Consider the following 18,163-nt stretch of genomic DNA (forward strand, 5'->3'; position numbering starts at 1 on the left):
GAACATCTTCGCGGCAGCGGTGTGGGTCCAGCCGGTTTCCACGATCAGGCGGGCAAGACGTAGACGAGCGCGTGGGGTCAGTGCGGCGTTAGCGTGGGACATGAAGGCCTCCGGTGGGTGAAGCGGTACCTCGACAGCTCCACTTCACAACCGGAGGCCTTCGCCTGTCAGACAGGCTCACCGCCAGGTAGCGGGACAACCTCCCTGGACATCACAGCTAGCGAGCCTCGAAACCACACCCCTGCCGCCCGAGTGGTTTCGAGGGCCGCTAGCGCGGCCACCTCAACCACCGGGGTGCGCGGCCACCTCAACCACCGGTGGCTCATCGTCGGCACGAAACACCGCCGGTCCCGGTGGTCGAGGTGCTCGCGCCAGCGAGCCTCGAAACCACGTCGTGGATGCAGGGGGTGGTTTCGAGGGCCGCTAGCGCGGCCACCTCAACCACCGGGGTGAGCGGCCACCTCGACCACCGGGGTGAGCGCGCCGCTACGCCTCGCGCCCGACGGGCAGGCGCGGGACGCCGCCGAGGCCGCGGCGGTAGCGCACGTGCGACGCGAACGGCGACAGCACGTCGTACAGCGTCGCGTGCGCCGCCCACGCGAGCGGCTCGTCGCCGTGGCGCCACGTCTCGCCGAACGCCACCCACGCCGGCACCCAGCCGGCCGCGACGTCCCACGCCCCGCGCCGGGCCTCGACGAGGCGCCGGCGGATGACGTGCGCGGCCTGGCGGCCGTCGGCGTACACCCCCGCCGTGCTCACCGGCCACAGCCACAGGTCGCGCCCGGCGAGGTCCAGCTCGAGGTCGTGCAGCACCGCCGGGTCCACCAGGACCGTCAGCACGTTCTCGTGGGGCCGCCGCCGCATGCGTCCACGCTAGACCCGCGCGGCCGCGCGCGGGGAGTTCCCGACGTACCACTCCAGGTGCCGGCGCGCCGCGGCCTCCCACGTGTACGACGCGGCGAGCGCGCGGCCGGGCGCGGGGTCGCCGGGCTCGCGCAGGGCGGCGTCGAGCGCCCGGGTGAAGTCCTCGACACCGGCACCGAACCGGACCGTGCCGCCCAGCACCTCCCGCAGCACGGGCAGGTCGCGGGCCACGACCGGCACGCCCGCGGCCAGCGCCTCCATGGCGGCGAGCCCGAAGCCCTCCTTCGTCGAGGTGAATCCCAGCACCGCCGCCTCGGCGACCAGCGACGGCAGCGCCGGGTCGTCGACCGGGCCGAGCACGACGGGCCCGACGCCGAGCGCCGCGGCCCGGGCGTCGAACGCGGCCCGGTAGTCGCGGTAGTCGAACAGCGTCTCCCCGCCGCCGACCACCAGCTCGAGGTCGGCGTGGTCGGGCGACGACGCCCGCAGCCGCGCGAACGCCTCCAGCAGGTCGAGGGTGCCCTTGCGCGGCTCGATGCCGCCGAGCGCCAGCACGTAGCGCCCCAGGCGCCGGGCCCACGCCGCCCGGCCCGCCCGGTCGGCGGCCCCGGCCGCGAACCGCGCCGCGTCGACGCCGTTGGGGATGACCACGGGCGCCCGGCCCCAGCCGGCGGAGACCTCGGCCGCCACCGCGGCCGAGACGCACGCGAGCGCCGCCGGCTGCGCGACCGCCCGGTCGTGGCACGCCACCAGCGCGGGCGTGGTGAAGGTGTCGAGGTGGTGGACGGTACGGCGGCACGCGACGCCCGCGCGCAGCACGGCGTTGGCGCTGATGCAGTCCTGGGCGTGGACGACGTCGTACCCGCCCGCGGGGTCCGCGACGGCGGCCGCGAACGCGGCGCCCAGCACCGCGATCGACCGCTCGATCCGGTCGCCCACGGGCTCGCCGTCGACGCCCGGGAAGGGCACGGCCCACACCCCGACGCGGGGGTCGACGGGCCGGAAGAAGGCGGCGTCCCCGCCGCGGCCCAGCGTCCACACGTCGACCGCGTCGACGCCCTGCGCAGGCCCCAGCGCGACGAGCGCCTCGGCGAGCGCCAGGGTGTGGACGACCCCGCCGCGCGGCTTCGTCGAGTAGGTCAGCAGCGCGATCCTCACGGCGCCGGCTCCCCCGTCGCCGTCACGCGGGGAGCGGCACCGGCCGCCGCACCGGCAGCCGCGTCGGCAGCCGCGTCGGCGGCCCGGAGAGGCCCGTACGCCGCGGGCCGGCGCTCGGCGAGGTGGTGCAGCAGCCGCCGGGCGCGGGCGACCTCGCGCTCCACGTCGACCTCGGCGACGGCCAGCCCGCCCTTCGACGACGTCCGCGCGAGCACGTCACCGCCGGGCCCGACCACCTTGGCCTGGCCGAGGAACCGCAACCCGCCCATCACGCCGGTCTGGTTGGCCGAGACCCACACGACCTGGTTCTCGGCGGCGCGGGCGGCGTCGTACAGGTCGAAGAGGCGCGACTGCCGGTCCTGCGGCAGCCGGGAGGCCCGGTCCGTCACGCTCGCGGGCCACGCCGACAGGCAGGCGAGGATGCCGGCGCCGTCGAGGGCCAGCGACCGCGCGGCCTCGGGGAAGGTCTTGTCGTAGTCGATGAGCAGGCCGAGGCGTCCCACCGGGGTGTCGAACGCGCCGAAGCCGTCGCCCGCCGCGTAGACCAGCGACTCCCCCGCCGGCTGGTGGACCTTCCGGTGCCGCCCGAGCACGCCGTCGCCGCTGACGCACAGGGCGGTGTTGTGCAGCACCGGCTGCAGCCCGTCGGGGCCCTCGAGCACCGCCTCCTCGGCGTACCCGAAGCAGACGACCATCTCCCGGGCCAGCCCGACGATCCGCCGCACCTCCCACGACGTCTCCTCCAGCGCCGGGGGCAGCGCGAGCGGGTCGGGGTGGCGCAGGTCGGAGAGGTAGCCGCCGAGCGTCGCGTCGGGCAGCACCAGCAGCCCCACGCCCGCCGCCCGGGCGTCGGCGACGATGCCCTCGATCTTCGCCAGGGCCCGCGGCACGTCGCGCCCGAAGTGGGCGGCGACGGCGCCGATGCGCAGGGCGGGCACCGCGGCCTAGCGTCCCGCGGGCACCGCGGCGAGCGGCCCCGGGGAGGTACGGCGGGCCAGCTCGGCGGCCGGGAGCGTCTCCGACGTCGGGCGCCCGGTGATGTGGCCGGCGACGTGCTCGGCGTCCGCGGCGATGCCGAGGAACCGCCCCGAGCCCCACGTGTGCAGCCACGGCAGCCCCAGGAAGAACAGCCCCGGCACCCCGCTCACCCCGCGCACGTGGGTGGGCCGGCCGGTGCCGTCGAACGCGCCGACGCGCACCCAGCGGTAGTCGGGCCGGTAGCCGATCGCCCACACCACCGTCGTGACCCCGGCCGCGGCCAGGTCGAGCGACGTCGGGTCCTCCGGGGGCACCCACACGGGCTCGTACGGCGGCTCCTCCGGCCCCGCGACCTGCGCGGCCGCCGGGTCCCGGGCGATGAAGGCGTCGACGTCACGGCAGATGGAGCGGTAGGTGTCGTCGGCGGCGTCGAGGGCCGCGGTCAGGGTGGGTCGGAACGACAGCCGCGTGCCACGCCCGTCGGCGAGCATCCCGTAGAGCCGCATGCCCTCGCGCGCGAACCGGCGCAGGTCGATGTCGCGGCCGCCGTCGCGGCCCGTCACGTAGTGGTTCGTCTTCTCGCGGGCGGCGACGCCGCCGGGGTACTGCGCCACCGCGGTGTCGTAGAGCCCCATCTCGGCGAGCCACGTCATCACGTCGCGTCCTCGGTGGAACCGCGCCACCCGGGGCGCGTCGCCCAGCGCCAGGTGGACGCGGCGGCCCGCGAGGTGGAGGTCCTCGGCGATCTGCGCGCCCGACTGCCCGGAGCCGACGACGAGCACCTCGCCGTCCGGCAGGTCGGCGGCCTGCTCGTACTCCGCGGAGTGCAGCTGCGTGAGCGCCGGGTCCAGCGCCGCGGCCCAGGCCGGGACGATCGGCTGGTGGTACCCGCCGGTGGCGACGACGACGTGGTCGGCCTCCCACCGCTCGGCCCCGTCCGGACCCTCCGCGTCGACGACGAACCCGCCGCCCTCGCGCTGGGTGAGGGCGACCACCCGCGTGCGCTCGCGCAGCGGCGGGCCGAACGTGCCGGCGTACCCCGCGAGCCAGGCGACGACCTCGTCGCGCGTCATGAACCCGTCGGGGTCGGGCCCGTCGTAGGCGTAGCCGGGCAGCCGGCAGTGCCAGTTCGGGGTGACGAGGGTGAAGCTCGCCCAGCGGGTGTCGGCCCACTCGTGGGCGGCGGTGGCGGCCTCGAGCACGACGTGGTCGACGCCGTCGCGGGTGAGGAACCAGCTGGTCGAGAGGCCGGCCTGGCCGCCGCCGACGACGACGGTGCCGGTGCGGTGGGTGGTCGGGGCGGTGGGGCTGCTGCTCATCGGGAGGTCTCCTGCGGCAGGGGCGGGTGGAGCCGGAGCACCTCGACGCGGGCGTCGGGGTCGTGGGCGGCGACCAGGGCGTCGATGCGCTCCAGCGAGGCCGCCGAGGCGCTGCAGGCGAACCCGTAGCGGGCGCGCACCCGCTCGCTCCCCTCCGCCAGGGCCGCCGCGGCCCGGTCGCGGAAGTCGCGGACGGTGTACGACGCGCCCGCGTCGAGGTGGTCGTGCACCACCAGCGAGGGCGACCAGCAGTCGGTGACCGCGCCGTCGGGCCAGCGCACGGTGAAGGTCAGCTCAGGCACGGGCCGGCTCCGCGGTCGCGAGCGGCAGGCCGCGCGCCAGGTCCCCGGGGTAGGTCTCGGGGCGGCGGTCGCGCAGGTGGAACATCGCCCGGCGCGCCGTCTCCAGTGCGGCGGGCACGTCGAGGCGGGCCACGGCGAGCCCGGCGTCGAGGCCGGTCGACGCCAGCACCTCGCCGCCCGGGCCGACGACCTTCGCGTTGGCGACGAAGCGCAGCGAGCCGAAGGTGCCGTGCTGGTTCGAGGCCACCCACACCACCTGGTTCTCCAGGGCCCGGGCCGCGTCGAAGAGGTTGAACCGCTGGGTCCAGCGGTCCTCGGCGAGCGAGGCGCCGCTCGCGGTGCGCGAACCCGGCCACGCCGAGATGCACGCGATCACCTCGGCCCCGTCGACGGCGAGCGCGCGGGCCGCCTCGGGGAACGCCTTGTCGTAACAGATGAGGGCGCCCACCCGCCCCGCCGGCGTGTCCACGGCACCGTAGGAGTCGCCGGCGGCGTAGAAGAGGCCCTCGCCCAGCGGCTGGTGCACCTTGCGGTGCGCGCCCAGCACGCCGTCGCCGCTGACGATCGCGGCGGTGTTGTAGCGCTCGGCGCCGTCGGACTCGCACAGGCCGACGACGAGCGTCATCTCCCGCGCGAGGGCGGCGACGCGGCGCAGCTCGGGGCCCGCGAGGTCCATGACCGGGGGCAGGTCCTCGGGCTGCTCGTCGTGGGAGCCGTCGCGGCCGCGGCCGAGCACGGAGAGGTAGCCGCCGAGGCAGGCCTCGGGCAGGGCCAGCAGGGTGACGCCCTGCGTGCGGGCCTCGTCGACGAGGGCGGCGACCTGGGCCAGGTTCTGCTCGACGTCGCGGCCGAAGCCGGCGCACGCGGCGGCGACGGCGGTCCCGGCGCCGGTGGCTCCGGTGGGGGTGGCTCCGGTGGGGGTGGGGGTGGAGGGGGTGCTCATGCGGGTCCCATTCCTGTGACGGTGTGGCGGACGGCCTCGGTGACGACCCCGTCGGGCCAGCGCAGGCCGACCCCCGTGCCGGGGGTGAGCGCGCCGCAGACGGCGGTGTCGACGTGGTCGGGCAGGTCCCGGACGCCCGGGGCGGGCGCCCGCTCGGCGCTCACCACCGCGAAGCCGGGGAAGCAGGTGAGCCAGTCGCCGGCCGCGGCCCCCGCCGGGGCGGGTACGGCGGACACGTCGAGCACGGCGCGGCAGCCGCTGGCCTCGGCGAGCATGCCGGTGGTGCCGACGAGGCCGGTCATGGAGACGTCCTTGGCGGCGGTCGGGGCGAGCGCCGGGACCACGCGGGCCTGGGCGCGCAGCTCGGCCGGGGAGCGGCGCGAGGTGGAGTCCCACTGCGTCCCGGTGTAGCCGGGGCGCCAGCCGCCGCCGAGGTCGGCGGTGACGCGCAGCGCGTCGCCGGGGCGACCCCCGCCGCCGGGCACGGGCCGGGGCAGCGCGGGGTCGGTGCGGCCGAGCGCGGTGACCGACAGCGCGCCGGGCACCCCGAGCTGGGTGTGGCCGCCGAGCACGGGCACGCCCCACGCCGCGGCCGCCTCCCCGAGCCCGCGCAGCACCCGGCGGGCGAAGGAGGGGTCGCGAGCGCCGACGGCGTCGAGCAGCCCGACCGGCGCGGCGCCCATCGCGGCGAGGTCGTTGACGTTGACGAGCACGGCGCACCACCCGGCCCACTCGGGGTCGCGCTCGACCATCGACGGCAGGATCGCGTCGCAGGCGGCGACCAGGTCGCTGCCGGGCACCGGGGCGCCGTCGTCCCCGACGTACCCCGCCGGGACCCCGGCCGCGAGCTCCCCCAGCAGCCCGCCGAGGGCGGCCTTGGTGGCGTCGGCGAGCCGTTGCACGCGGTCGACGGGCCAGTCCATGACGACGTGCGGCACGCCGTGGGCGTCGACCGCCGCGCTGGTGCGCCAGCCGAGGTGGCGGAAGAGCCGCTCGTTGCCGGCCTGCACGACGGCGTCGAAGCGCAGGGCCCCGGCGGCCTCGGCCCGGGCGCAGGCGGCGCGCACGAGCGCGTGCCCGACGCCCCCGGCGCGCCGGGCCGCGGGGGCCACGACCAGCCGGCTCCCGCGCCACCAGCCGAGGTCGCGGACGGGCGGGACCCCGTCGCGACCCGGAGCCGGGTGCAGCCGCACCCCGCCGAGCACGCTGCCGTCCGCGGCGCGGGCCAGCAGCACCACGGTGCGGGGGTCGTCGTCGGCGAGGTCGGTGTCGTCGCCGGCGAACAGCCCCTGCTCGGCGACGAAGACCTCGCGCCGCAGGCGGCGGTACGCCGCGTGGTCGGCCGGCCCGTCGGCCTCGACCAGCACCCACCCCGGGGTGCCGGGGGTGCCGGGGGTGGCCGCGCCGGGCGGGCCGGGCTCGCTGCCGGGTACGGCGGGGGGTGCGGGTCGCCGTACCCCGGTGAGGACCGGCAGGTCGAGGCCCACCTCAGGCCCCCTCGCAGGACAGGGCGGAGCAGGCGCCGCACGCGGCGCAGCCCGCGGACTGCGCGGCGCCCGCCATCCCGGCCCGCCGCAGGGCGGCGGCGACGCGGGTGGTCACGGAGCCGACGACCCGCGGGTCGGGAGCGCCGACGAGGTCGACGTCGGTGGCGAGGGTGCCGGCCAGCGGACGGAAGGGCACGACGAAGGGGTAGACGCCCATCGCGATGAGCTCCTCGGCCCCCGCGACGAGCTCGTCGGGGTCCTCGCCGAGGCCGACGAGCAGGTACGTCGAGACCTCGTTCCACCCGAAGACGCGCACGGCCTCGGCCCAGGCGGCGCGGTACTCGGCTATCGGCACGGCGCCCTTGCCGGGCATCCAGCGCCGCCGCACGTCATCGTCGAGGGACTCGACGTGGATGCCGATGGAGCGGGCGCCCGCGTCGTGGAGCTCGGCGATGGTCGCCAGGTCGCCGGGCGGCTCGCACTGCACCTGGATGGGCAGGTCGGGCAGCACCGCGTGCACGGCGCGCACGCAGCGGGCGAGGTGGGTGGCGCCGCGGTCGCGGCCGTTCGAGGTGCCCGTGGTCATGACGACCTGCGTGATGCCGTCGAGCTCGTGGGCGGCGAGGGCGACCTCCGCGATCTGCGCCGGGGTCTTGACCGCCACGGTGGCGCCGGCGCGCAGCGACTCCTCGATGGCGCAGAAGCGGCAGCGCTCGGGCTCGTCGTACCGCACGCAGGTCTGCACGACGGTGGTGGCGAGCACGTTCGCGGAGTGGAGCCGGGCGATCTGGTCGTAGGGCACGCCGTCGGCGGTGGTGAGGTCGTAGAAGCGGGGGCGGCGCACGGCCTCGACGCCCATGCCGGTGTCGGCGCCGTCGAGCAGCAGCTTGCCGCCACGCACGGAGTAGGGGCTGCGCGGGTTGAGGGGGATGGCCGCACCGACCCCGTCGAGGAGGACGTGCCCGTCGTCGCTCGGGCCCGCGCCCGCGCGGCGCGCGACCGGTGCGTCGAGCAGCCGGATGCCCTGGATGGCGACGTCCACCCGGGTGGAGGAGGGGGTCGGTGCGGTCATCGTCCGCGCCTCAGAGGTTGTAGACCGAGTTGATGATGGCGCCCTTGTTGGCGAAGTGGATGACGCAGTCCTGCACGTCGAGCGGGTGGCAGGGGATGACGCCGGCGATGAGGTCCTCCTCGCGCTGGCCGTGCAGCGCCATGCCGAAGCGGCAGCAGAAGACCGTGCCGCCCTCGGCGATGAAGGTCTTGATGGAGTCGTTCATGTTCTGGTTGCCGGGGAAGGCGACGTCGCCGGTCGTCGGGAAGCCGCGGGTGTCGGCACAGGCCAGCGCGCCGGGGCCGTAGAAGTAGAGGACCGACTCGAAGCCCTTGCGCAGCGCCCGGGTGGCCTGCAGGACGGCGACGAAGCTGACCGAGCTCTCGTGCGGGATGCCGTGCACGAGGGTGAGGTAGCTCTGCCCCTCGCTGGCCTGGTAGTCCGGGAAGATCTTCGTCGAGCCGTAGAGGTTGGTCCCCTTCGCCTGCGAGGGGTGCGGGATCTCCGCGACGGACTTCTCGATGTTGGCCATGATCTCGTCGTCGAACGTGGGCATCGTCTGCTCCTGTGGTCGGTGCTGCGGGGGTGGGTGCCGGTGCGGCGGGTGGGTGCCGGTACGGCGGGTGGGTGCGGCGGGCGGGTCAGGCGCCGTACAGCGCCTCGAAGTTGCCCCGGAAGAGCGCGGCGGTGAGCTCGGGGTCGTCGGTGGCGGCGGCCAGGCGGGCGTGCTCGCCGGCGTGGTCGCCCCAGGGGGTGTCGGTGGCGAAGAGCACGCGGTCGTGGCCGGTGCCGCGCCGCTCGATCTCGCGGCACAGCCACAGCGGCGCGAAGCCGATGGCCCACGAGGTGTCGGTGTAGACCTGCTTGCCCGCCTCGATCCAGTCGAAGAAGCGGCCGCCGATGAGCTTCATGTGACCGCTCATGCCGCCGCCGAGGTGGACGAGGTGGATCTTGGTGGCGTCGCCGTAGCGCTCGACGAGCTCGCCGACCCGGTCGACGTCGGAGGCGGCGCCGGGCGAGGTGTGCACGTGGACGACGAGGTCGAGCTCGGCGGCGGCGGTGAAGATGCGCTCGAGCTCGACCTGGCAGTCGGGGTCGTCGACGTCGCCGCCGAGCAGGAAGCTGGTCTTGAGGGCCGCGACCCCCTCCTCGCGGGCGAGGGCGAGCGCGCCGTCGTTGCGGGCCGCGTCGGTGGCCTTGGGCGAGACCCACAGCCCGCAGCGCACGCGGTCGTCGGCCTGCGCCGCCTCGAGGGCCAGGTGGTTGAGCCCGAACGACACGTCGGGGTCGGGCACGCCGTAGTTGGGCAGCACCAGCGCCCGCTCCGTGCGCTCGGCGTCGAGGTCGCGCACCAGCTCGGCGAGCGTCTCCCGGGCGGTCACGTCCGGGCTGATGGCGGGTCCCCCGTAGAAGGGGTACGCCGGCAGCCGGCCGATGTGCCGGTGCGCGTCGTGGGCGGTGGGGACCATGCGAGAAGTCCACGGTCCGGGTGTTTCCGAGTGGTTGCGGGCGGAACACGGTTCGCGCCGCGGCGCGTTATATCGCGGTTACCTGGCGCGCCGGGGACTGCGGGTCACGAGCCGGCGGGGGGCGGGGCCGGTGCTCGTCGGGCGGGCGGGCCCGGCGTCTGCGGGCGCAGGCGGGGGGGTACCGGGCCGGTCACGGAACCCCTCGCCCGCCCCTCCCACCCCCCTGCCAGCCCGCGTGCCGGTCCCTCCCGCCGGCCCCCCGAGACGGAGGACGCCCCCGTGGCCCAACCCCGCCTGCTGCCCGTCCACATGCCGTCGCGTCCCGTCGGCGTCGCCCTCGTGCTGCACGGCGGCGGGTCCCGCCCCGGCAGCCCGATGGTGAGCCCGACACAGCTCTCGGTGCTGCGGATGAAGCCCATCGCGCTGCGGGTGGCCCACCGCGCGAAGAACGTGGCGGTCTACCGCCTGCTCAACTCGCACCGCGGCTGGGACCCGTCCACGACACCGGTCCACGACGCGCGCTGGGCGATGGACGTGACCCGCGACCGGTGGGGCGACCTCCCGGTGGCCCTCGTCGGTCACTCGCTGGGCGGGCGTGCGGCGCTGCTGGCCGGTTCGGCCCCGGACGTGCGGTGCGTCGTCGCCCTCAACCCGTGGGTGCTGCCCAGCGACGTCGCGGACCTCCGGGGGCGGCGCGTGCTGGTCGTGCACGGCTCGGCCGACCGGATCGCCCCGATCGAGCGGGCCCGCGTCGTGGCCGACCGCCTGGCCCGCACCACCGACGTCACCTTCGAGGTGGTCGAGGGCGCCAAGCACGCCATGCTGCGCCAGGGCGCCCAGTTCGAGAAGCGCGCCGCCGAGTTCGTCGCCGAGACGCTGGGGGCGGGGCGCGCCGCGCGCTGACCGGCGCACCCCTCGCTCACCCTTCGAGCGGGGCCGCGCGGGTCAGGCGCGACCGAGGCGCTTGACCCGCTGCACCCGGTCGTGGGCGATCGCGGCGCGGGCGGCGTTGCTGCCCGGGGCCCCGTGCACGCCGCCGCCGGGGTGGGCCGAGGCCGAGCCGAGGTAGAGCCCCCGGATCGGGGTCTCCGCCCGTCCCCAGCCGGTGACCGGCCGGAAGAAGAGCTGCTGGTGGATCTGCGCCGTACCCCCGTTGATGGAGCCCCCCATCAGGTTCGCGTCCCGGGCCTCCATCTCGTGGGGTCCCAGCACGCGGCGGGCGCGGACGCGGTCGCCGAAGCCGGGGGCGAGCCGCTCGAACCGGGCCTGGACCCGGTCGGCGAACCGCTCGCACTCGCCGCGGTCCCAGCGGCCGGTGAGGCCCTCGCCGCCGGCGTCGTCGCGCACCTCCTGCGGCACGTGCGTGTAGGCCCAGAGCGACTCGGTCCCGGCGGGCGAGCGGGAGGGGTCGGCCGTCGTCATCTGGCCGACGAGCAGGAACGGGTCGGCGGGGACCGAGCCGTTGCTGACCATGTGGAGCGCGTCGGCCATCTGGTCGACGGAGTCGGCGACGTGGACGGTGCCGGGCGCGTGCTCGGGCTGCACGGCCCAGGGCACGGGGCCGTCGAGCGCCCAGTCCACCTTGACGGTGCCGGGGTCGAGCGAGAAGCCCTCGAGCCGGCGGCGGAACCGGTCGGGGAGGTGGTGGGCGGCGACGAGCCCGCCGTACAGCTTCGGGGCGACGACGTCGGCGACGACGGCGCGGCGGGCGCCGAAGCGCTCGCCCGCGGCCATCACGCCGGTGGCGCGGCCGTCGCGCACGTCGACCGCGGTGACCTCGGCGCCGCAGCGCACCTCGCCGCCGCGGGCGACGAGACGACGCTCGAGCGCGGCGGCCAGCTCGCCGGCGCCGCCGGCGGGGACGGGGAAGCCGACGGTCTGGGCGAGCATCGACATGAGGACGCCCATGAGGCCCGAACCGGGGGCGTCGAGCGGGATGTCGGCGTGGCCGGCGTTGCCCGCGAGGAGCAGGCGCGGTCCCGGGCCGCCGAAGAGCTCGCGACCGACGTCGGCGACGGGGCTCAGCAGCATGCGGACGAGATCGAGCCCCCCGGCACGCCGCAGCTTGGTGGCGGCGCGCAGGCCCGAGCGCACCGGCGGGAACGGGGCGAGGAGCGCGTGCACGACCTCGTCGCCGATGTGGTCCCAGGTGGCGCACAGGTCGAGCCACGCCTGCCCGTCACCGGGGTGCAGTCGCTCGAGCCCGGCGGCGGTCACGTCCCGGTCGCGGTGCAGGATCGCCCAGCCGCCGGGGGTCGCGTGGCCCAGCACCGCCGGGGGGTGCAGCCACTCCAGGCCGTGCTCCTCGAGGCGGAAGTCGCGCAGCGTCGGGGACGCGGCGGCCAGCGGGTAGAAGGCGCTGAACGTGTCGTGCACGAAGTCGGGGTCGACCCCGCGGTCGCTGGCGACGGCGCCGCCGACCTTCGGCTGGGCCTCGAGCACGAGCACCGACCAGCCGGCGTCGACGAGCAGGTTGGCGGCGACCAGGCCGTTGGGGCCGGCGCCGATGACGACCGCGTCGTAGGTGCTGGTCACGAGCCGCGCACCGCGCGCTTGATCTCGCGGACCACCGCCGTCAGGCCGCTGCCGTGCCCGCCGCTGAGGTCGTGCCCGTCGGGCACGGGGTCGAGCACGCTGCCGGGTCCGGGGGTCGCGGGCTTGCGCTCGGCGGCGATGGCCCGGAAGGCGGGGGTGACGATCGCGTCGTACACCTTCGGCGCCGCGGTGAACCCGAGGCGCAGCAGGTGGTTGGCGGTGCTCAGCTGCGACGCGCGGCGGCGGCCCTCGAGGGTCGCGACCACCTGGCGGGCGGTCTTCTCCGCCGACGCGACGGGGAACGGCGGACGACCCCGGACGCCCGTCGTCGCCGCGTTCGCGTAGATGGGCGTGTCGACGCCGCCCGGCGCGACGTACTCGACCCGCACGCCCGGCAGGTCGCGGTTCTCGATCTGCAGCTCGCGGGCCAGCGCCCGCACGCCCCACTTGCTCACGACGTACGGCGTCATGGTCGGCGTCGCGACGTGGCCCAGGACCGAGCCGACGAAGAGCAGCGTGCCGCGCTCCTGGCGGCGCAGCACCGGCAGCGCGTGGCGGGCGACGGCGATGGAGCCGAGCAGGTTGGTGCGGAGCACGCCGTCGACCACGTCGGTCGGCTGCTCCTCGAGGCGGCCGTAGGAGGCGACGCCCGCGCAGCTGACGACGGCGTCGAGGCGTCCGTCGCGGCCCTGCGCGGTCTCGACGAGGCGGGCCACGGCCGCGTCGTCCCCGACGTCGGTCACGACGGCGATGGCCGAGGCGGCGCCGGCGCGCACGCACGACTCGACGGCGCGGTCGAGAGCCGCGCGGTCGCGGGCGGCCAGCACGAGGTGGTGCCCGGCGGCGGCCAGCTGCTGGGCGACGCCGAGGCCGATGCCGCTCGAGGCGCCCGTGACGAGGACGACGGAGCCCGGGGCGAGGCCGGCGCTCACGCCCGACCCTCCGCGAGCAGGGCGAGGCGGCGCAGCCCCTCGACGTTGCGGACGCCGATGCCGACGCCGCGCAGCGGCTTCGGCATCAGGGTGCCCGGTCCCTTCACGGCGTCCTCCTCGAGGATGATGCGGGTGCCCGTGCCCTCCGGGCGCAGCGTGATGGTGATGCTGGCCTCCCCCATCGGCCAGCCGCGGGCCCGCAGGCGGAGCCGGGTGCCGGGCTCGACCTCCTTCACCACGGTCGCGTCGTCGATGAGGAGCGGCCAGGCGCCGAACGAGTGGTGGATGCGGGTGCCGACGGCCGGCCAGCCCTCGTCCACGCCACGGATGCGCGAGGCACCGACGACCCACAGCGGGTACAGCCAGCCGTCGGCCAGCACCTCCCAGACCTGTTCGGGCGTGGCGGTCGTGACGCGTTCGTTGCGTGCCATGCGCGCCCGGTACCCGTCGCCCTCCCGTCCACACGGAGTGTGAGGTGGTCGGCAGGCGCGGGGGTACGGCGGGGCCGCACGGGTCGGGGGTACGGCGGAGGCGGGGCCGCGCGGGGGCGGGGCTGCGCGGGTTGGGGCGGGCGCGGGATGATGGGCGGGTAACCCGCTGGAGAGGACGTCGATGTCGTCGAGCACCCCGCGGCGCCGTCGGCGCCGTCTCCTCGCGGCGGTCGTGGTGGTCGTCGTCGGGCTGCTCGTGCTCGACCGGGCGCTGCCGGGTGTCGAGGTGAGCACCGCCGGGGAGTCGAGCGCTCCCGCGCCCGGCGCCGACGTGTCGACGGGCTGGGTGCGGGTCGACCAGGCATTCCCCGAGGCCGCGCTGGGCGAGCTCGACACCCTCGTCGCCGGGCCGGCGAGCGGTGACGACGGTCCTCGCTTCTTCAACGTGTGGGCGTCGTGGTGCGGACCGTGCGAGCGCGAGCTGCCGATCATGGAGGAGTTCGCCCGCACCACGACCGACGTCACCGTCGTCGGGGTCTCGCGCGACGCCGCCCGCGACGCGGCCGAGGGTGTCGTGGCCCAGCACGGCCTGTCGTTCGCGAACTTCCTCGACGCCGACGAGCAGTTCGCGGACCAGGTCGGCACCGCCGTCGACCGCCGCTTCCTCCCCGCCTCGTTCCTCGTCGAGAACGGCCGCGTCACCTGGGCCCACCTCGGCGAGTTCCGCTCGCTCGAGGAGCTGCAGCGCGACGTGGCGCAGCGCCTCGGCACCTGACCGAGGCAGTTGGCGCAGCGCCGGTGGGCGAGGTGGGCGAGGTGGGCGAGGTGGGCAAGGTGGGCGAGGTGGCCGCGCGGCAGTGCGGTGGTTGAGGTGGCCGCGCTTGTCCGGTGGTTGAGGTGGCCGCGCTAGCGGCCCTCGAAACCACGAGGGGTTGCCGAGCGTGGCTTCGAGGGGTTGCCAGAGCAACCCACCTCGACCACCGACAGATCCCGGTGGTCGAGGTGGCCGCGCTGGTCCGGTGGTTGAGGTGGCCGCGCGGCACTCAGGTGGTTGAGGTGGCCGCCCCAGCGGCCCTCGAAACCACGAGGGGGTCCCCGGGCGTGGCTTCGAGGGGTGGCCAGAGCAACCCACCTCAACCACCGACAGATCCCGGTGGTCGCGGTGGCCGCGGGGCGTCATCGGTGGTTGAGGTGGCCGCGCTAGCGGCCCTCGAAACCACGGTGCGGCTGAGGGGGGCTGCTCAGTTCCGCCGGGTGAACCTGAGCTTGCCGGTGCCGAGTGTCTCGGTGAGGTACGTCGGGTCGTGCGCCACGCGGTGGTGGCGCCAGCACAACAGCCGGCCGCGTTCGACGGTGGTGTGTCCGCCGCGTGACCACGGGTCGTCGTGGTGGGCCTCGCACCAGTGCGGTGGGGCGTCGCAGTCTTCGGCGGTGCAGCCCTGGTCGCGCAGGATCATGGCGACGCGCTGGGGCTTGGTGTGGAACCGGGCGGCCCGGCCCAGGTCGAGGACCTCGCTCTTGGTGCCGAGCACCGCCGGTACGAGGTCCGCCCCGCACGCGAGGCGTCGGGCTTCGCCGGGCGAGATGCGGTGGCCGGTGTCGAGCGACGCCGCAGCGAGACCACCGGTGAGGGTGTCGACCTGCATGGTGACCACGACGGTGGCGCCGGCACCGGCGACGTCCGGGAGGTCGGCGTCGCGCATCCGCTCGATCAGCTCGACGAACGCCTGGCCGCGCCGCTCCCAGGACGGTCTCCCGTCGGTCGAGACGTCGGCGGGGCCGCCCGTAGCCTCAGCGCGGACATGGTCGCGGCGGGGTGAGGAGATGGCGTCGAGCATCTTCGCGAACATCGCGCCGTGCATCTCCGGCACCGTGAACCGGCCGTGCACGCAACCCTGGCCGTCCTCGCGCATCGTCAACCGCACCTTCGCGGCGGCCTCGCGCTCCTCCCGCGCCAGCAGCTCCGCCTCACGCGCCTCACCCACCGCGGGCGCGACCACGTCGAGGATCCGCCGGCCCAGCACCCGAAGAGCCTTCGCCTCGTGCTCACGGGCGAACCCGACCAGCGTGCGTTCCGCCTCGTCCCTGATCTCCGCGGTGACGCCTTCGCCCAGGTCGTCCAGCGCCCGCACCACCACCTCGACCTGACCAGGCGAGACACCGCCGGAGATGCCCGCGGCGGCGAGGGCGCCGTACCGCTCCTGCGTGGCGACCGCGGCACGGACCCGACGGTGGGCCTCGGCGCGCGGGACGCGGGTGGCGTTCGCGAACCACACGGCGGTGGATGGCGCACCTGTCGCGTCCTCGACACGCACGTCGGTGGCGTGGGCGAGTAGCCGCGACTGGAGGGCGGCGAGGCGGTTCGCCTCGCGCTCCAGCGCGACCAGCGCGGCACCCGTCTCGACCGGGCCTGCCGTCAGGAGACCGGCCTCGAACCCGTCGTCGATGACAGCGCCGAGACGCGCGGCCACCCCGACGAGGGGGTGCAGCGCGGTCTCGGTCATGAACCCATCACACCAGGGACCACCGACAGTTCCGACCGGAGACGACACCTCTCCACAGGACGAGTTTCCGCAGGTCAAGACGGGTCCGCACTGACCCTCTCGACCCCGGTCGTGGTTTCGAGGGCCGCTAGCGCGGCCACCTCAACCACCGGAGCAGCGCCTGGCCTACTCGACGTGGTTTCGAGGGCCGCTAGCGCGGCCACCTCGACCACCGGAACAGCGCCTGGCCTACTCGACGTGGTTTCGAGGGCCGCTAGCGCGGCCACCTCGACCACCGGACCAGCGCGGCCACCTCGACCACCGATCCGGCTCGCGGTCACCCACACGACCGCCGATCCGCGCGACCCACGCGTTCGAACACTTGTTCTATTCTGCCCGTGTGCCGCACCCACCGCCCGGTCCCGGACCCGTCCGTCCCGCGCGGGTGCAGCACGTGTGGGTGGACCTCACGGGCCACTGGGTGCACCCGCAGGCGGGGCTGCTCATGATGTGGCGGCGCAGCCCGACGCGCCCGGGCGACTGGGACGCCTTCGTCGTCACCATCGACCAGGCGGCGCGGGCGCACGGCGGCTCGCCGCGCGCCGTGCTGACGTGGGTCGAAGCAGCCCACGTGCGCCCCGTCAGAGCAGCTCGAACCGGATCCCGGCCTGCTGGAGGCGCCCCGTGAGGTGGTCGCCCATGGCGGTCGCCGTGGTCACCATGCCCGCGGTCGGCGGGTTGTCGTCGAGCAGCAGGCAGAGCGCCGACTCGGCGAGCATCGTCGCGGTCTCGGTGTAGCCGGGGTCCCCGCCGCTGACCCGGGCGTGGACGGTGCGCCCACCGCCCTCGGCGACGACGTCGACCGTGAACCAGGAGCGCTCGCGGCGCCGCTCGTCCGGCCCGTTGCCCTCCCCCACCTTGCGCTGCAGCGCGCGCCGCAGCGGTCCGACCTGCGCGGCCGCGGCGAGCGCGGAGACACCGACGGCGCCACCGGCCGCGTAGCGCAGCGTCTTCGTGCCGGCGTAGTGGGAGTACGTGAAGTCCGGCCCGTACGCCGGGTCGGCGGCGGCACTGCGCACCACGACCATCGGGTCGATCGTCGGCAGCGGGAGCAGCCAGTAGCCCAGCACGGGATCGCGGTGCGGCTTGCCCGCGGACCCGCGGACGCGGCGACCCTCCGGCCGACCCTCGGCCTTGCGGCGCTCCGCGTGGGTGCGGCTCATCGTGCGCGCCCGGGCGAACTGCTCGAGCGCCGAGTTGAGCGTGCCGGAGGACGACGAGGCGGCGGCCCGCACCACGCCGCGCGCCCGGATCGGCACGTCGTCGGGCAGTTGGCGCACCGCGAACCGCACCCCCAGGTCGTGCGGGATGGAGTCGAAGCCGCAGGCGTGCACGATGCGGGCCCCGGACGCCTCGGCCGCGGCGTGGTGGCGCAGCCACACGTCGTCGACGAACTCCGGCTCGCCCGTGCTGTCGACGTAGTCGGTGCCGGCGGCGGCGCAGGCGGCGACGAGCGGCTCGCCGTACCGCAGGAACGGCCCGACCGTCGTCAGCACCAGGCGCGTGCGCTCCGCCATCGCCCGCAGCGACGCGGCGTCGGAGGAGTCCGCGACCACCAGCTCGGGGGCGGCGGCGGATCCCTCGGGCAGCCCGTCCCGCACGGCGGCGAGCCGGCCCTCGTTGCGCCCGGCCAGCGCCCAGCGCAGGTCGGCGGGGGCGTGGCGGGCCAGGTAGGCGGCGGTGAGGCGACCGGTGAAACCGGTGGCTCCCAGGACGACGAGGTCGAGCTCGCGGTCAGCGCGTTCAGGCATGGCTCCCAACCTACGACGCGGCGTACGTTGGGACCATGTGCCGCAACATCCGTCCGCTCAACAACTTCGAGCCGCCGGCGACCGACGACGAGGTGGCGGCCGCCGCCCTGCAGTTCGTGCGCAAGGTCAGCGGCACCACCAAGCCGTCGCAGGCCAACCAGGCGGTCTTCGACCGTGCCGTCGCCGAGATCACGGCCATCACCCGCCAGCTCGTGGACGACCTGGAGACGAACGCGCCGCCGAAGGACCGCGACGTCGAGGCCGCCAAGGCCCGCGCCCGCGCCGAGCTGCGCTACGCGCGCTGAGGCGCCGTGACCCCCAGCCCCACCCCGGCCACCACCCCGGCCACCCCGGCCGCCCCGGCCACCGCCGCGACGACCGGCCGCTCGGCCGCGCCCGA

The 18,163-nt window shown here is 76.0% G+C and carries 19 protein-coding genes and 1 pseudogene; 4 read left to right on the forward strand and 16 right to left on the reverse strand.

Features of this window, described 5'->3' with window-relative positions; translation table 11 throughout:
- The 11 genes and pseudogenes from KK617_RS16050 to KK617_RS16100 form a co-directional block, all read right to left on the reverse strand.
- Window positions 1–102 (reverse strand): annotated as a pseudogene (locus tag KK617_RS16050) (IS481 family transposase); the annotation flags it as partial.
- 384 nt (window positions 103–486) lie between these two features.
- Entirely contained in the window at window positions 487–864 is a 378-nt protein-coding gene (locus tag KK617_RS16055; RefSeq protein ID WP_277501149.1) for a hypothetical protein, read from the reverse strand.
- A gap of 9 nt (window positions 865–873) precedes the next feature.
- A complete protein-coding gene (locus KK617_RS16060) occupies window positions 874–2,022 on the reverse strand; it encodes an MSMEG_0565 family glycosyltransferase (RefSeq protein ID WP_277501150.1) in 1,149 nt (382 codons plus the stop codon).
- Window positions 2,019–2,960 carry a carbon-nitrogen hydrolase family protein gene (locus KK617_RS16065; RefSeq protein ID WP_277501151.1) on the reverse strand — a complete coding sequence of 314 codons (942 nt, stop codon included), beginning with the start codon at window positions 2,958–2,960 and terminating at the stop codon, window positions 2,019–2,021. Before KK617_RS16065 ends, KK617_RS16060 begins: the two co-directional genes overlap by 4 nt.
- A gap of 6 nt (window positions 2,961–2,966) precedes the next feature.
- Entirely contained in the window at window positions 2,967–4,319 is a 1,353-nt protein-coding gene (locus tag KK617_RS16070) for an MSMEG_0569 family flavin-dependent oxidoreductase (RefSeq protein ID WP_277501152.1), read from the reverse strand.
- Window positions 4,316–4,621, reverse strand: coding sequence for an MSMEG_0570 family nitrogen starvation response protein (locus KK617_RS16075; RefSeq protein WP_277501153.1), 306 nt, complete (start codon window positions 4,619–4,621; stop codon window positions 4,316–4,318). Before KK617_RS16075 ends, KK617_RS16070 begins: the two co-directional genes overlap by 4 nt.
- Complete coding sequence (locus KK617_RS16080; protein ID WP_277501154.1) at window positions 4,614–5,564, reverse strand: carbon-nitrogen hydrolase family protein; 951 nt, start codon at window positions 5,562–5,564, stop codon at window positions 4,614–4,616. Before KK617_RS16080 ends, KK617_RS16075 begins: the two co-directional genes overlap by 8 nt.
- On the reverse strand, window positions 5,561–7,051 hold the full coding sequence (locus tag KK617_RS16085; RefSeq protein ID WP_277501155.1) for an MSMEG_0567/sll0787 family protein: 1,491 nt from the start codon (window positions 7,049–7,051) through the stop codon (window positions 5,561–5,563). The genes KK617_RS16080 and KK617_RS16085 overlap by 4 nt, the downstream gene beginning before the upstream one ends.
- A 1-nt stretch (window position 7,052) precedes the next feature.
- Window positions 7,053–8,123 (reverse strand): MSMEG_0568 family radical SAM protein, encoded by a 1,071-nt coding sequence (locus KK617_RS16090; protein WP_277501156.1) that lies wholly within the window; start codon window positions 8,121–8,123, stop codon window positions 7,053–7,055.
- A gap of 10 nt (window positions 8,124–8,133) precedes the next feature.
- On the reverse strand, window positions 8,134–8,658 hold the full coding sequence (locus tag KK617_RS16095) for an MSMEG_0572/Sll0783 family nitrogen starvation response protein (protein ID WP_277501157.1): 525 nt from the start codon (window positions 8,656–8,658) through the stop codon (window positions 8,134–8,136).
- A gap of 85 nt (window positions 8,659–8,743) precedes the next feature.
- Complete coding sequence (locus KK617_RS16100; protein ID WP_277501158.1) at window positions 8,744–9,571, reverse strand: amidohydrolase family protein; 828 nt, start codon at window positions 9,569–9,571, stop codon at window positions 8,744–8,746.
- Between the two features lie 279 nt (window positions 9,572–9,850).
- Between KK617_RS16100 and KK617_RS16105 the strand changes: the two genes are divergently transcribed.
- Window positions 9,851–10,474, forward strand: coding sequence for a dienelactone hydrolase family protein (locus KK617_RS16105; protein WP_277501159.1), 624 nt, complete (start codon window positions 9,851–9,853; stop codon window positions 10,472–10,474).
- Window positions 10,475–10,516: 42 nt separating this feature from the next.
- Here KK617_RS16105 and KK617_RS16110 read toward each other — a convergent pair whose 3' ends face one another.
- From KK617_RS16110 to KK617_RS16120, 3 genes are read right to left on the reverse strand one after another with little or no spacing between them, the layout of a single operon-like run.
- Window positions 10,517–12,106 (reverse strand): NAD(P)/FAD-dependent oxidoreductase, encoded by a 1,590-nt coding sequence (locus tag KK617_RS16110; protein WP_277501160.1) that lies wholly within the window; start codon window positions 12,104–12,106, stop codon window positions 10,517–10,519.
- On the reverse strand, window positions 12,103–13,038 hold the full coding sequence (locus KK617_RS16115; protein WP_277501161.1) for an SDR family oxidoreductase: 936 nt from the start codon (window positions 13,036–13,038) through the stop codon (window positions 12,103–12,105). Before KK617_RS16115 ends, KK617_RS16110 begins: the two co-directional genes overlap by 4 nt.
- Window positions 13,035–13,469, reverse strand: a complete 435-nt coding sequence (locus KK617_RS16120; RefSeq protein ID WP_277501162.1) for an SRPBCC family protein — start codon at window positions 13,467–13,469, stop codon at window positions 13,035–13,037. The genes KK617_RS16115 and KK617_RS16120 overlap by 4 nt, the downstream gene beginning before the upstream one ends.
- A 181-nt stretch (window positions 13,470–13,650) precedes the next feature.
- Here KK617_RS16120 and KK617_RS16125 point away from each other — a divergent pair, with 181 nt between their 5' ends.
- Complete coding sequence (locus tag KK617_RS16125) at window positions 13,651–14,244, forward strand: TlpA disulfide reductase family protein (protein ID WP_277501163.1); 594 nt, start codon at window positions 13,651–13,653, stop codon at window positions 14,242–14,244.
- Window positions 14,245–14,710: 466 nt separating this feature from the next.
- Here KK617_RS16125 and KK617_RS16130 read toward each other — a convergent pair whose 3' ends face one another.
- Window positions 14,711–15,973 carry an HNH endonuclease signature motif containing protein gene (locus tag KK617_RS16130; protein WP_277501164.1) on the reverse strand — a complete coding sequence of 421 codons (1,263 nt, stop codon included), beginning with the start codon at window positions 15,971–15,973 and terminating at the stop codon, window positions 14,711–14,713.
- Between the two features lie 379 nt (window positions 15,974–16,352).
- Here KK617_RS16130 and KK617_RS16135 point away from each other — a divergent pair, with 379 nt between their 5' ends.
- A complete protein-coding gene (locus KK617_RS16135) occupies window positions 16,353–16,640 on the forward strand; it encodes a hypothetical protein (protein WP_277501165.1) in 288 nt (95 codons plus the stop codon).
- Here KK617_RS16135 and KK617_RS16140 read toward each other — a convergent pair.
- Entirely contained in the window at window positions 16,594–17,763 is a 1,170-nt protein-coding gene (locus tag KK617_RS16140) for a saccharopine dehydrogenase NADP-binding domain-containing protein (protein WP_277501166.1), read from the reverse strand. The two genes, KK617_RS16135 and KK617_RS16140, sit on opposite strands and share 47 nt — an antisense overlap.
- Window positions 17,764–17,798: 35 nt before the next feature.
- On the opposite strand from KK617_RS16140, the gene KK617_RS16145 reads away from it, so the two are divergent.
- Window positions 17,799–18,068: a DUF2277 domain-containing protein gene (locus KK617_RS16145; protein WP_277501167.1), complete on the forward strand. Its 270-nt coding sequence runs from the start codon at window positions 17,799–17,801 to the stop codon at window positions 18,066–18,068.
- Window positions 18,069–18,163: the final 95 nt, after the last annotated feature.

Origin of the sequence: Nocardioides sp. ChNu-99, assembly GCF_029493445.1 — a bacterium.
GTDB lineage: Bacteria > Actinomycetota > Actinomycetes > Propionibacteriales > Nocardioidaceae > Nocardioides.

Bases quoted from the DNA above. Each gene is read 5' to 3' on its own strand.
- KK617_RS16145 (WP_277501167.1), top strand. From the start codon at position 17,799: ATGTGCCGCAACATCCGTCCGCTCAACAACTTCGAGCCGCCGGCGACC.
- KK617_RS16130 (WP_277501164.1), bottom strand. From the start codon at position 15,973: ATGACCGAGACCGCGCTGCACCCCCTCGTCGGGGTGGCCGCGCGTCTC.
- KK617_RS16055 (WP_277501149.1), bottom strand. From the start codon at position 864: ATGCGGCGGCGGCCCCACGAGAACGTGCTGACGGTCCTGGTGGACCCG.
- KK617_RS16080 (WP_277501154.1), bottom strand. From the start codon at position 5,564: ATGAGCACCCCCTCCACCCCCACCCCCACCGGAGCCACCCCCACCGGA.
- KK617_RS16120 (WP_277501162.1), bottom strand. From the start codon at position 13,469: ATGGCACGCAACGAACGCGTCACGACCGCCACGCCCGAACAGGTCTGG.
- KK617_RS16100 (WP_277501158.1), bottom strand. From the start codon at position 9,571: ATGGTCCCCACCGCCCACGACGCGCACCGGCACATCGGCCGGCTGCCG.
- KK617_RS16070 (WP_277501152.1), bottom strand. From the start codon at position 4,319: ATGAGCAGCAGCCCCACCGCCCCGACCACCCACCGCACCGGCACCGTC.
- KK617_RS16090 (WP_277501156.1), bottom strand. From the start codon at position 8,123: ATGACCGCACCGACCCCCTCCTCCACCCGGGTGGACGTCGCCATCCAG.
- KK617_RS16125 (WP_277501163.1), top strand. From the start codon at position 13,651: ATGTCGTCGAGCACCCCGCGGCGCCGTCGGCGCCGTCTCCTCGCGGCG.
- KK617_RS16095 (WP_277501157.1), bottom strand. From the start codon at position 8,658: ATGCCCACGTTCGACGACGAGATCATGGCCAACATCGAGAAGTCCGTC.
- KK617_RS16140 (WP_277501166.1), bottom strand. From the start codon at position 17,763: ATGCCTGAACGCGCTGACCGCGAGCTCGACCTCGTCGTCCTGGGAGCC.